We start from the raw sequence: 12,381 nt of genomic DNA, 5'->3' as shown, positions 1-12,381 counted from the left end.
CTAACCTCCGCGCAGCACGCGCACATCTGCAGGCAGAACGCTTTCTCCTTCATAGAGCATGAAGCGCCCGTTTTGCCATTCGATACGAAGCAGCTTCATATCATCCGATTGATATTGCCAGACGTGTTGTTCGCCTCCCTGCATGTAAGGCGTTTTGCCGACCGCTGTAATTAAACCGGAGAATTGCTCCTCCATATGATAATTGCGTTCATCCAGCTCCAAAATCGTAGGTACCTCGTCAATCGACTCCAGGCGCCCGTCAATCGAGTCATAAAGCGCAAAGACCGTTTTCTCTCGTTCTTCTATCGTTAAATAACGAATGGTTATGCCATCCTGCAGCGTGAGGACAATGGCGTTGCGAGCACGATTATGTGTTCTGCCTGTAACGTTGTAAGTGATTAAGGAAACCTCGCAAGCATCGCCAGGGGACAATGTCATTATGCTTTTCTCAGCGATGGGCGGCTCCACAGGGGTAATTAGGTTTTTGATTCTTTTGAACAAGCTCATCTTATATGCTCCTTCTAAATAGTTAAATAGATCCGATAATCAATGCGCCAGCGACATGCAGGGAGCCTGCGAACAACGCGTAGCTGACTTTGCCCTCATGAATACCTTGCTCCAGCTTCATACCGCTTATAGCAATGACAATTTTCTCGACGATCCACTCTAGTATGAGCAACAAAACGAAGGAGATGAGCGAGATGATTAGAGCTTCCCACATTTCACTTGATTTACTGATAGATTGGGACAATATGTACGCCTGTGCAAATAGCTTAAGTACAAAACGTGTCGTTACCGCGGTATTTCCATTTTTAATCTCCTGCAAATCATTGTACTTCGTAAAGCGCGAATCCAAAAACATGATGATAACTAATAAAATCGCTCCAGCACCTGTCCAAATCGGAATTCGAATAAGATCAATCCAAGACATCGTGAGTTCCTCCATAGGTTCCAATTTATAAAAATGACCGCATTCGGTTAAAACCGGCATTCCGATTTGTACCACCAGCGGTCACACTATACGATATTTATGATGTGAATGGGTTATTATTGTTTCTCGTATTGCTTCATCAAAGCGGCAAGCTCATCTTCGACCGCTTTGTCCTTGCCAAGCTTCTCAAACTCAGCATCAAGCGATTTTCCCTTAGAGCTCATCTCATTACTGGCTTCAGCTTGCGCTTCCATTTGCAGCATTTTCTCTTCCATGCGCTTCATGCCTGACGCAGCTGAATCGGTACCGAAGCCTGACATTGCTTTATTGATTTCTGTTTGCGCTTTGGCTGCATTATAACGAGCGACGAGTGTCTCACGCTTGTTCTTAAGTTCAGTCAGCTGCTGGCGCATCTCATCAAGCTTGCCGCGCAGGTTATCTGCGAGCAATTTATTCTGATCAAAGCTCGCTTTGTACTCCGTCGATTTCTGTTCGGTTGATTTCTTCTCTTCCAAGGCACGACGAGCGAGCTCAATGTTCTGTGCTTGTGCTGCGAGGTGAGCTTGCTCGCCACGCTTCTCTACCAGCTGTGCTTGTTCTTCATAAAGCTGCTTAAATTTCTTCTCAATGGCAATTTGCGCTGCGACTGCTTTCTCGGCGTCCGCCAGATCCTCTTGCATGTCGCGAATATATTGATCGGTCAACTTAACAGGGTCTTCCGCTTTCTCAATTAGAGCATATACATTCGATAAAGTAAGGTCGCGTAGACGTTTAAATATGGACAATGAAATCCCTCCTAGGATCGTAGTACACATAAGTTATATTACGCTAAAAGGAAGCGGGAAGTTGCAGGTATATGCAGAACTCATGTCATTCGCGTTTTTATTTGAAGTAATGCTACAATAAACCAAAATGATCACCTGTATGAGAAGAAAAGAGGGAGCATGACCATGGAAAATAGCAAAACAGGAACCGAGCGGTTTAAAAAATTTATTTTGAACAACAAGTTCGTATTATTTCTGCTTGTTTTGTTACTTGTTGGACTTAATATTATGGTGCTGACGAAAATTTCATACATTTTCACACCCGTAACCGTGCTGCTCAAGACGTTGCTGCTGCCGGTCATATTGGCGGGAATTGCTTATTACTTGCTTAATCCAGCCGTCGATTTCTTAGAACGCAAAGGAGTCAAAAGGGTATATTCTATTGTTATGCTGTTCCTGCTTGGCGCAGGACTGATTACAATATTGCTGGTCATAGTCATTCCAATACTAAACGGGCAAGCCGTGAGTTTTGTGAACAGTTTCCCTAAATACGGAGAGCAATTGCGGCTTAAATTTGAGGAAGTTATGGACAGCGCTGGGTTTATTCAGATGCAAGAGTGGTTTAATTTAAATCCGGAGAAGTTAACATCCAATATTACGGAGCAAGCGACTTCCATTCTGAATGGAACGTTAGCAAGTGTAGGTTCCTTTGTCGGAGCGCTCAAAGAGGTTATTCTTGCGATATTGACACTTCCGTTTATATTGTTCTATTTGCTGAAGGACGGCAAAAAGCTGCCGCAAACGATCGTTAGTGTCCTGCCTAATAAGCTGCAGCCGCATACGAAACGAATTATGGCAGAGATGAACGGACAAGTCAGCAGCTATATCAGAGGGCAAATTATAGTAAGCTTCTGTATCGGGCTGCTATTATATATCGGTTATTTAATTATTGGTCTTGAGTATTCGCTTGTACTTGCTCTGGTTGCTGCATGCACAAGCGTTATCCCGTATTTAGGACCAGCCATTGCGATTACACCAGCTCTAGTTGTCGCTATGGTGACTTCGCCCGTCATGCTCCTGAAGATGGTGGTTATTTGGACCATTGTTCAATTAATCGAAGGCAAGTTCATCTCGCCGCAGATCATGGGCAAAACCTTGCATATCCATCCGATCACCATTATTTTTGTCATTTTGACAGCAGGCAATTTATTTGGCCTTGCAGGCATTGTACTTGCCGTGCCGGGTTATGCGGTCATCAAGGTCATTGTGATTCATTTGTTCGAATGGTTTAGAAGCCGCTCCCTTCTTTATGAAGAAGAGAAGAACGGCGGGAAGTCGTTATAATAAGCGGTATCCCTTAAGCAGCTTGTAATATATAAATACGATTCCAAAAGCAAGCAAATAGGAGAGGAACGTATATCCTATGTTCCAGCCGTTGCCGTAGGATACTTTGCCGATTAATAATGCCATAAATTCAAGTAGTGTAGTACCCAGTATGAACAAAAACATGACCAGTGCTGTATTTACTGGACGGGAATTGATCAGCCAGATCATAAAGCATGCAAGTAGGGGGTAAAGACCGATATCCAGCGGCAAAGCGGATACGGATTCATCATTGGGTATGAGAGGCGTGAAATCCCAAAACATTAGTTGAAATCCAAAAGAGTTGATGACCATGGAAGTAACTGCTCCAATGGGGAAGATGAGAAGCAAGGTTTTGGGGCTTTTTCTACCCAAGTATATACCGGCAATCCAAGGAATAATGAACCCGAAAATAATATTGATAAGCATCATAAATTCCTTTCTTGTACATTTTTAATTAGAGTGTCCTTAATTCAAAACAGCATACGTAAAAAAAGGAAGGCGCTGGGTGCGCCTTCCTTTTCAGTTTAGCCAACCTCAGGTTTGAGGAGGTGAACAGGTGGACCAATCGTTAACTCGACTTTATTAATGCGATGTTTGCTTACTTCGCGAACGGTAAAGGTCAAATTATGAAAGCCAAATTGTTTTCCTGGCTTTGCCTCGTCCATTTCGCTATATAGCCAGCCGCCGACCGTATCAACCTCTTCATGCTCAAGCTCGGCGCCTATCAGGTCGCCCAGCTCGGTGAGTGACACCTTGCCATCAAGCAGATAAGATGAATCTGACAGCATTTCGATATCTTTTCGTTCATCAGCATCAAACTCGTCCCTAATGTCACCGACAATTTCCTCCAAAATATCCTCAATGGTCACAAGGCCGGATGTGCCGCCATACTCATCTACTACGATAGCAAAGTGAACGCGCTCTTGCTGCATCCGTTTTAGCAATGTCTTTACAGGCATAACCTCAGATACGGACATGACGGGCTGTATAAGTGTTTGCAAATCAATATCTTTGTTTACTTGATATTGAAGAAACAATTGCTTTGTATTGATCATCCCGACGATATGGTCTTTGCTGTCTCCAGCAACAGGGAAGCGGGTATATTGCTCTTTACGAATGATATCCATGTTTTCCTTCAGCGTATTTTTCTTATATAAGACGGTCATATCCGTACGCGGAACCATAATTTCTTTAGCTAAAATTTCATCAAAAGCAAAGATCCGATTTACGTAACCATATTCCGTATTGTTAATTTTACCGCTCTCAAGGCTGTCTGTTAATATGATTTGAATTTCTTCTTCTGAATGGGCGTTCTCATGCTCCTTCGCCGGTTTTAGGCCAAACAAACGAACCAAAGCATTGGCAGAGCCGTTCAAGACCCAAATGAAAGGGTACATCACTTTATAGAAGAGAATAATTGGCTTTACGACTGTGAAGCTGACAAGCTCTGCTTTTTGGATGGCGATGCTCTTGGGAGCAAGCTCACCGACTACCACATGGATAAATGTGATTAAAAGAAAAGCGATTAGAAATGACAAAATGTGACTGACATTACTGTTTAATTGCCATTGCTCGAATAGAGGGAGAAGAAGTTTTTCAACGGTAGGTTCTCCTAACCAACCAAGTCCGAGCGCTGTAATCGTAATACCAAGCTGACAGGCAGATAGGTAACCATCCAAATTGCTTACAACACGTTGAACGGCAATGGCGTTTTTCTTGCCTTCAACGACTAACTGGTCGACACGGCTGGAACGAAGCTTAATGATTGCAAATTCAGTAGCTACGAAAAAAGCGGTTAACACAATTAGTAAAGCAACTAAGAGCAGATTAAGTCCTATACCCATAATAAATATTCACAATCCTTCTTATTCGTATTTAATTGATGTCACTTAATAGTACGAACTTTCTGCCTATTCATCAAACCGCTGAATGAGGGTTATAAGGCTGCAAAAGCTCAATTTTACCGATTTAGAGAAGCCAGTAGAATGATATTAGCCGATACCTAGCAATTACAAGATTATTTGCCTGGTTTAATGAGTAGTTCTTATGAACTTATAGATTGATAAAAAAAAGAACGGCAGTAGGCCGTCCATTTTTTAAATATAAGGAAGTGTATCATTTCCTCATATTAAAACTTATTAGCCTGTTGCTCTGACCAATCACCGATGATAGGCAGCTTATTCAGCTTCCCTTGTAGTGTGAGCAGCATGAGACCTATCCATAGGATGAAAGCACCCAAACCGAGCAGTATCCCTAGCAGCCAGCCGATTAACGGGATAAAGCCTAATAAAATATTGGCGGCGATGAAAGCGACCGACACGACGATCGATTGGACAGCATGCAGCCTGACGAAGCGACTCTTCTTCTCTAGCACTAGGAATATTATGCCGGTTATAAAGCCAGCCAGGTAGCAAAGCAAGCCTGCTACTTTTGGGTCAAGTCCTGTTGATGAGCCGTCTGGATGTAAGGAAGGAGGTTGATTCAAGAGATTCACCCTTTCTATTTTACCTACTATTGCAATGATTGTATTCGTCATACTTTTTCCATAGACCTTTTTATTTTATAAAATATTATCCAAAAATGGTATCAAAACATTGTAAAAGGTTTGTAACCTGTTTCGACAAATTATCGTCTAAACTAAAGAATGCGTAATTATAAAAGAATTGATAAGATAGGAGAAGTCATCATATTATGAATAAACGTAGATGGTTATATGCGGCATCAGCTGCAGTGGTTATTCTTGCAGTTGTCGGTTTTTTCAACAGAGGGACCTTGGCTATGCTAGGGTTTGATTGGTTTCTTGAAGGTCATGTGAAGAAGCAGCTCGAGCAATCTTATAAACCTATCGATGGACGGGAACCCGTCCCGGTGAGTACAATTAATAAGAAACAAGATCCATTCTCCGTATTGCTGCTTGGCGTTGACCAACGCGGCAAGGAAACTGGCCGGTCGGATACGATGATTTATACGGTTGTTCGTCCGAATGACGGCGAGCTGCTTATGATCTCTATACCGCGTGATACGTATGTAGACATTGTCGGTAAGAATAAACAGGATAAGATTACGCATGCTTATGCATTTGGCGGTGCGGGAATGGCGATGGATACGGTTGAGAAGTTTTTAGATACGCCTATTCAGTATTACGCGTCTATTAACTTCGAAGGATTTCGCAACGTGATTGACACGCTTGGCGGAATCTCGCTCCCTATCGAAGAAGATATGGTCAACGATGATGCAGATCATGAGAAATTTGTCATTAAAGCAGGTCAGGACACCTACAATGGCAAAGATACACTCAACTATGTTCGTTATCGTGAGGATGCTGGCGGCGATATAAATCGTACAGAGCGGCATCAGATTTTCTTGAATCTTCTTATGGATAAAGCGAAGCAAATGAATCAATGGTCTAAAGTTCCTGAGCTTATGGATATTATGGGTGATAATTTCAGTACGGATATGCGTCCGCAGCAGCTAATAGACATTGGTCAAACCATGTTGCAGGCGAAGGAACGCAAAATTTACAGCCATTCGCTGCTTGGTGATGGACATCGCCTGAAAAGCGGCGGGGCTTGGTATTATTTTGCCGATGAAGACGATTTGGCGAAGGTACAGAAGATGATTAAGAACTGGTTAAACGCAGATACACCTGCTTCCAGTCTGATATTGCCCGATAAGTACACAGTAGATAAGGTGAAAGATGTAGGTGCACTATCAAGCAGCGAAGCGACGTCCAAGCAGCCTTAATGCTGTTTGCTCCGAGCCGTCTTGCTGCCTTAGGGCCAATGGGAATGGAAAGAGCAAACGGAACGGAGTGGTTTAAGGAAGATGAATATCGCGTTTTTTTTGTTGCCGAAGCAAGAGGTCGTATGTGTCACCCAGGAAGTAACATTAAGACAGACGCTAGAGCGTATGGAATACCATCGCTACACGGCGGTGCCTATTATTAATGATGATGGCGGTTATGCAGGTACGGTTACGGAAGGCGATTTGTTATGGTATTTTAAAAATCATGCTGACTTATCACTGGAACAAACCAATAAGGTGAAGCTAATCGATGTACCGCTTCGAATGAACAATAAGACGGTACGAATAGATGCTAATATGGATGATTTAATATCGCTCGCGAAGGTGCAAAACTTTGTGCCTGTCGTAGATGATATGAATCGTTTTATCGGAATCGTACGCAGAAGCGAAATTATTGATTACTGTCAGAAAATTATTATGGAGTCGCATAATGTGCTGCATGATAAATAAGAAACGGCAGCGATTGGGATCGTCTTCAGGTACTATTTTCAAACTGGGCAGGGCAATATAATAAGAAAAAGACGGAATAAGCTTGCTGTTCCGTCTTTTTCTTTGATAGGAGACGCCTAAGTGGACGGTTCGTCTAAAGAGTAAGCCCATGGGAATGTGCGTGATATGTTTAGCTTTTATGCTATAATGAGTTGTAAAAGTTTCGTAAGAAACCAGATTATATAAGCAAGAGGTGAACGGTTTGAGAACCGGCTTGAAACCAGTGCTGTGGAGCTGTACGGCACTCCTTTTATTATTGTCCCTTCTAGTACCACTCTTTAACGTAATTACCATGATGCTGCTTATGGTGCCGTATGTCGTGCTGTATACGATCCTGTCACCAAAATCTTTTGTGCTGCATCTGCTTCCAGTATGGGTACTGGCATTTATTATCGGCGGGCCAGCTACGCTTATCATTGGATTGTTTTTCCTCATTCCGTCTATTGTGATGGGCCACTTGTATATGAAACAAGCGCCTGCCTCAAAGGTCCTTCGGACGGTCAGCGTTGTCGTTCTTGCTCAGTTGATGCTTGAGCTGATTATATTCGAGGTATTCTTGAATATTTCACTCATAAAAGAGTTAAGAACATTCATAAGGTCAACAGTCGATGAACTGATGACGAAGCAGTTACTCCCTACAGAATGGAATTCGGATCTAACTGAAGTTGTGGCTCGTACGATGGTCAATTCTATTCCTGTGACCTTTATTATTATCGCCTTCGCAATCACTGCTATTTCGCAATTTGTAGCTCGCAGAGCTGTGAAGTGGAGCGGCGGACCGGAAGTGCCTAGATTTACGCGTGCTAGAGAGTGGCGTTTGCCTCGCTTGCTTGTTGTGATTTATTTAATTACTTATGTAATCGAGCTGTTCTCGTCAACGACGAGCGATTCTTTTTTTGCAGTGGCTTTAATGAACCTGGTACCTCTGCTTAGTTATGTTTTTGCGTTTCAGGCTGTCGGATTTTTCTTTTTCCTTGCTCATCAGCGAGGATGGAACAAAGCGGTACCGATTCTTATTGCAATTCCGGTGCTATTGATCCCGCCGCTTAGCTTAATAGGTGTGCTGGATACTGCTTTTCCAATCCGCAAGTCGTTTACGAAACCATAGCACAGGAGCGGATAGGGAATGCCGAAGTTTTTGGTTACACGATGGCACGGAATGCATCAAATGTGGGCTTTTGCATTGATGGTGCTCATGTCGGTGGGACTTGCATGGTTCGAGTGGCTGCTTGGGCTGCTCGGATTACTGCTCACGGCCTTGGTATTGTTTTATACCATAATGGCAGAACGTGCTTTCCGCAAAGATTTGAAATCGTATCTAGGCACGTTGTCCTACCGGGTTAAGAAGGCAGGAAACGATGTCGTCAGCGAGCTTCCTTTCGGAATTATTTTATATAACGAAGATCGTATGGTTGAATGGCATAATCCTTATATTGCTGGCATGGTGGATCGGGAAACCGTCATCGGCGTTCCGCTTGCGGAGCTTTTTCCATCATTGCAGCAAGTGAAGGAACGAGAAGGCACCATTGAAGCAACCGTGGGTTCACAAGTCTATCAGCTGATCTTTAAGCAGAAGGAACGGATTCTCTATGTGAAGAACATTACGGATCTGTGGCAGCTTGGCCGCAAATACGATGATGAGAAGCTCGTTATCGGTATCGTAATGATCGATAATTTGGAGGAAGTTACGCAGGGCTTGGACGATCACCAACGAAGCTCTATGCTTGCGAAGGTGACTACGGAAATTACGGAATGGGCTCAGAAGTATCATATTTATTTGAAAAGGCTCACCTCTGATCGTTTTCTATTGGTGACCGATCAAAAAACGTTAAAACAGCTTGAACAATCTCGTTTTGTCGTACTTGACGAGGTTAGGGAAATTACCGGCGATCACAAAATACCGGTTACGCTAAGTATCGGTTTTGCGGCAGGCGCTGAGCATATTATCGAGCTTGGCCAATGGGCGCATATGAGTCTTGATATTGCGCTCGGACGAGGCGGCGACCAAGCGGCGGTAAAGGTTGGAAGCCGGCAGTCCTTCTACGGCGGCAAGTCGAATGCAGTGGAGAAGCGGACGCGCGTGCGCGCACGGGTGGTCGCCCATGCCCTTCGTGATTTGATACGCGAGAGCCACAACGTAGTCATTATGGGGCACAAAATGCCCGATATGGATGCGATAGGAGCAGCGATCGGCGTCATGAAAGCGGCGCAGCTGTTCGGCAAGGAAGCCTATATTGTGTTAGAAGGCGTCAATCCGGCCATCCAGAAAATGATGGAGCTGATCCGTGAAGACGAGAAGCTCTCCAAACGGTTTGTCTCGCCGGAGCAGGCCTCAGCATTGATAACGCCTCAGACGCTCGCTGTTGTTGTTGATACGCATAAGGTGTCTATGGTTAAGGAGCCTAAGCTGCTCACGCAGACCGACCGCATCGTCGTTGTCGATCATCATCGCCGAAGTGAGGAATTTATCGCGAATGCGATATTAATTTATATGGAGCCGTACGCTTCATCAACATGTGAGCTCGTAACGGAGCTGCTGCAATATATTCATGATCGGGTCGTACTTGATGTAAGGGAATCGACTGCTTTGCTTGCCGGAATTACGGTAGATACGAAGAGCTTCTCGCTTCGCACAGGTGCGAGAACGTTTGAAGCTGCATCGTTCCTTCGCCGCAATGGGGCAGACTCGATGATGATTCAGCGAATGTTGAAAGAGGATCTTGAGGAATACGTGCGCAAAGCAGAAATTATTAAGCATGCCGAGGTGCTCTATGAGCATGTAGCCATTGCAGTTACCGAAAGTGGTCGTAAATATTCGCAGCTGCTCATCGCGCAATCAGCGGATACGCTGCTCAATATGACGGATATACTCGCTTCCTTCGTCATCGGGGAGCGCTCTGATGGACTTATTGGCATTAGCGCACGTTCACTGGGTCATATGAATGTGCAGGTCGTCATGGAGAGAATGGGCGGAGGCGGACATTTGACGAATGCTGCCGCTCAGCTTGAAGGATCAGTAGTGGAAGTAGCCGAACGTCTGAAACAAGTTTTAGACGAAATTGAAAAGGAAGAGGGGTTATTTGAATGAAAGTAATCTTTTTGCAGGATGTTAAAGGACAAGGGAAAAAAGGGCAAGTGAAGGATCTGTCCGAAGGGTATGTACGGAATTTTCTATTGCCACAAGGTCTCGCGAAGTTAGCTTCAGACGGCAACCTAAAGACGCTGGAGGTTCAGCATGCTTCTGAGCAAAAGCGTAAGGATAAGGAAAAACAGGACGCGCAAGAACTAGGCAAGAAGCTTGAAGAGATGACCATCGTTATTAAGACAAAAGCAGGCGAGGGCGGAAGACTGTTTGGTGCCATTACGAGCAAACAAATTGGCGAAGCATTAGCAGCGCAAGGCATTAAAGTAGATAAACGCAAAATCGAGCTAGAAGATCCAATTCGTACGCTAGGCGTTACACAGGTCGTTGTAAAGCTTCATCCTGAAGTGAAAGCGAAGCTGAGCGTACAGGCGTCTGAAGAATAGAGCAGGCAAAAGTATATGCTTACGATGTAGGTTTTCTTCGAAAACCTTAGTTTATGCTTACGAAGTAGGTTTGCTACGCAAACCTTTTAGGAGGGGCCCATGAGCACTGAATTGATGTTTGATCGTGTTCCACCGCAAAACTTAGAAGCTGAACAAGCTGTCATCGGAGCTATATTGCTGCAATCGGAAGCCTTGATTACAGCAATGGAGCGGGTGCGCAGTGAAGACTTCTACAGCGGTCCTCACAGACAAATATATGAGGCGATGGTCGAGATCGCGGAGAACAACCAGCCGGTTGATCTCGTGACCTTGACGGCGCATTTGCAGGATCAGCATTTGCTTGAGGAAATTGGCGGAGTCAGCTATTTGGCAAAGCTTGCCAACTCGGTACCAACCGCAGCAAACGTTGACTATTACGCACAAATTGTAGAAGAGAAGTCGATGCTGAGACGCCTTATTCGTACAGCGACCAACATCGTATCCGATGGTTATGCGAATTCGGAGGATGTAGGCGTACTTCTCGGTGATGCAGAGAAAAAAATTCTCGAAATTTCGAACCGCCGCTCCGGCAGCGGGTTCATCTCCATCCGTGATGTACTGATGGAGGTATTCGAGAAGGTTGAGCAGCTTTATCAGGACAAGGGAGGCACGACGGGCATTCCGTCAGGCTTTACCGACCTTGACCGGATGACTGCGGGCTTCCAGCGAAGCGACTTGATAATCGTTGCTGCCCGTCCTTCTGTAGGTAAAACGGCATTCGCGCTTAACGTTGCACAAAATGTCGGCGTTCGCGCACGCGAGACCGTCGCGATCTTCAGCCTGGAGATGTCAGCGGCACAGCTTGTACAGCGTATGATTTGCGCAGAAGCAAACGTAGATGCACAGCGCATGCGGACAGGACACCTTGAAGGCGATGACTGGGAGAAGCTGACGATGGCGATTGGATCGCTCTCGGAGGCACAAATCTTTATTGATGATACACCGGGTATTACGGTCGCAGAAATTCGCGCCAAATGCCGTCGCTTGAAGAAGGAAAAAGGGTTAGGCATGATCATGATAGACTATTTGCAGCTGATCTCCGGCCGCGGCAAAGCGGGCGAGAATCGGCAGCAAGAGGTTTCTGAAATTTCGCGTACGTTGAAGCAAATCGCACGTGAGCTTGAGGTTCCCGTAATTGCTCTTTCGCAGTTAAGCCGGGGCGTTGAGCAGCGGCAGGATAAGCGTCCGATGATGTCTGACCTTCGGGAATCAGGATCAATCGAGCAAGATGCTGATATCGTATCGTTCCTTTACAGGGATGATTACTATGATAAAGAGTCTGAGAAAAAAGATATTATCGAGATCATTATCGCTAAGCAGCGGAATGGACCGGTAGGTACTGTAGAGCTTGTCTTTCTCAAAAAGTACAATAAATTCGTAAGTATTGATCGCGCGCATCAAGATCCGATGCAGGCATCATGAATATCCGAACAATTGCATGGGTAGTTATGCAATTGTTCG

Annotated in this window: 13 protein-coding genes; 7 read left to right on the top strand and 6 right to left on the bottom strand. The window is 44.8% G+C overall.

The genetic code is table 11. The features are described 5' to 3' along the window. From AC787_RS16320 to AC787_RS16310, 3 genes are all read right to left on the bottom strand, one after another. The gene (locus AC787_RS16320) at positions 1-507 is read right to left on the bottom strand and encodes a DUF4178 domain-containing protein (RefSeq protein ID WP_054025749.1); all 507 of its coding nucleotides are present in this window, start codon (positions 505-507) and stop codon (positions 1-3) included. A gap of 22 nt (positions 508-529) precedes the next feature. Beyond that, a complete protein-coding gene (locus AC787_RS16315) occupies positions 530-931 on the bottom strand; it encodes a DUF350 domain-containing protein (protein ID WP_054025748.1) in 402 nt (133 codons plus the stop codon). A gap of 116 nt (positions 932-1,047) precedes the next feature. Further along, positions 1,048-1,716, bottom strand: a complete 669-nt coding sequence (locus AC787_RS16310; RefSeq protein ID WP_054025747.1) for a PspA/IM30 family protein — start codon at positions 1,714-1,716, stop codon at positions 1,048-1,050. Between the two features lie 165 nt (positions 1,717-1,881). Between AC787_RS16310 and AC787_RS16305 the strand changes: the two genes are divergently transcribed. Then, the gene (locus tag AC787_RS16305; RefSeq protein WP_054025746.1) at positions 1,882-3,039 is read left to right on the top strand and encodes an AI-2E family transporter; all 1,158 of its coding nucleotides are present in this window, start codon (positions 1,882-1,884) and stop codon (positions 3,037-3,039) included. Here the strand turns inward: AC787_RS16305 and AC787_RS16300 are convergent. The 3 genes from AC787_RS16300 to AC787_RS16290 all read right to left on the bottom strand — a co-directional run bounded on the left by AC787_RS16300 (position 3,034) and on the right by AC787_RS16290 (position 5,545). Continuing rightward, on the bottom strand, positions 3,034-3,489 hold the full coding sequence (locus AC787_RS16300; RefSeq protein WP_054025745.1) for a CBO0543 family protein: 456 nt from the start codon (positions 3,487-3,489) through the stop codon (positions 3,034-3,036). The genes AC787_RS16305 and AC787_RS16300 overlap by 6 nt on opposite strands. A gap of 95 nt (positions 3,490-3,584) precedes the next feature. Continuing rightward, positions 3,585-4,904 carry a hemolysin family protein gene (locus AC787_RS16295; RefSeq protein WP_054025744.1) on the bottom strand — a complete coding sequence of 440 codons (1,320 nt, stop codon included), beginning with the start codon at positions 4,902-4,904 and terminating at the stop codon, positions 3,585-3,587. Positions 4,905-5,188: 284 nt separating this feature from the next. Continuing rightward, a complete protein-coding gene (locus AC787_RS16290) occupies positions 5,189-5,545 on the bottom strand; it encodes a DUF4870 domain-containing protein (RefSeq protein WP_054027102.1) in 357 nt (118 codons plus the stop codon). 206 nt (positions 5,546-5,751) lie between these two features. On the opposite strand from AC787_RS16290, the gene AC787_RS16285 reads away from it, so the two are divergent. From AC787_RS16285 to dnaB, 6 genes are all read left to right on the top strand, one after another. Next, on the top strand, positions 5,752-6,804 hold the full coding sequence (locus AC787_RS16285) for an LCP family protein (RefSeq protein ID WP_054025743.1): 1,053 nt from the start codon (positions 5,752-5,754) through the stop codon (positions 6,802-6,804). A gap of 81 nt (positions 6,805-6,885) precedes the next feature. Beyond that, complete coding sequence (locus AC787_RS16280; RefSeq protein ID WP_054025742.1) at positions 6,886-7,314, top strand: CBS domain-containing protein; 429 nt, start codon at positions 6,886-6,888, stop codon at positions 7,312-7,314. Positions 7,315-7,555: 241 nt separating this feature from the next. Then, positions 7,556-8,461: a DUF2232 domain-containing protein gene (locus tag AC787_RS16275; protein ID WP_063847537.1), complete on the top strand. Its 906-nt coding sequence runs from the start codon at positions 7,556-7,558 to the stop codon at positions 8,459-8,461. 18 nt (positions 8,462-8,479) lie between these two features. Then, the gene (locus AC787_RS16270) at positions 8,480-10,441 is read left to right on the top strand and encodes a DHH family phosphoesterase (protein WP_054025740.1); all 1,962 of its coding nucleotides are present in this window, start codon (positions 8,480-8,482) and stop codon (positions 10,439-10,441) included. Further along, a complete protein-coding gene (gene rplI / locus AC787_RS16265) occupies positions 10,438-10,881 on the top strand; it encodes a 50S ribosomal protein L9 (protein WP_054025739.1) in 444 nt (147 codons plus the stop codon). Before AC787_RS16270 ends, rplI begins: the two co-directional genes overlap by 4 nt. A gap of 99 nt (positions 10,882-10,980) precedes the next feature. Beyond that, positions 10,981-12,342 (top strand): replicative DNA helicase, encoded by a 1,362-nt coding sequence (dnaB, locus tag AC787_RS16260; RefSeq protein ID WP_054025738.1) that lies wholly within the window; start codon positions 10,981-10,983, stop codon positions 12,340-12,342. The last annotated feature ends 39 nt before the right edge of the window (positions 12,343-12,381 follow it).

Origin of the sequence: Bacillus sp. FJAT-28004, from assembly GCF_001280845.1 — a bacterium.
Classification (GTDB): Bacteria; Bacillota; Bacilli; order Paenibacillales; family Paenibacillaceae; genus Pristimantibacillus.
This window is presented reverse-complemented; position numbering and strand designations above follow the sequence as displayed.

Coding starts and splice junctions, on each gene's coding strand:
- AC787_RS16320 (WP_054025749.1), bottom strand. CDS start 507: ATGAGCTTGTTCAAAAGAATCAAAAACCTAATTACCCCTGTGGAGCCG.
- dnaB (WP_054025738.1), top strand. CDS start 10,981: ATGAGCACTGAATTGATGTTTGATCGTGTTCCACCGCAAAACTTAGAA.
- AC787_RS16295 (WP_054025744.1), bottom strand. CDS start 4,904: ATGGGTATAGGACTTAATCTGCTCTTAGTTGCTTTACTAATTGTGTTA.
- AC787_RS16300 (WP_054025745.1), bottom strand. CDS start 3,489: ATGATGCTTATCAATATTATTTTCGGGTTCATTATTCCTTGGATTGCC.
- AC787_RS16305 (WP_054025746.1), top strand. CDS start 1,882: ATGGAAAATAGCAAAACAGGAACCGAGCGGTTTAAAAAATTTATTTTG.
- rplI (WP_054025739.1), top strand. CDS start 10,438: ATGAAAGTAATCTTTTTGCAGGATGTTAAAGGACAAGGGAAAAAAGGG.
- AC787_RS16280 (WP_054025742.1), top strand. CDS start 6,886: ATGAATATCGCGTTTTTTTTGTTGCCGAAGCAAGAGGTCGTATGTGTC.
- AC787_RS16270 (WP_054025740.1), top strand. CDS start 8,480: ATGCCGAAGTTTTTGGTTACACGATGGCACGGAATGCATCAAATGTGG.
- AC787_RS16285 (WP_054025743.1), top strand. CDS start 5,752: ATGAATAAACGTAGATGGTTATATGCGGCATCAGCTGCAGTGGTTATT.
- AC787_RS16315 (WP_054025748.1), bottom strand. CDS start 931: ATGTCTTGGATTGATCTTATTCGAATTCCGATTTGGACAGGTGCTGGA.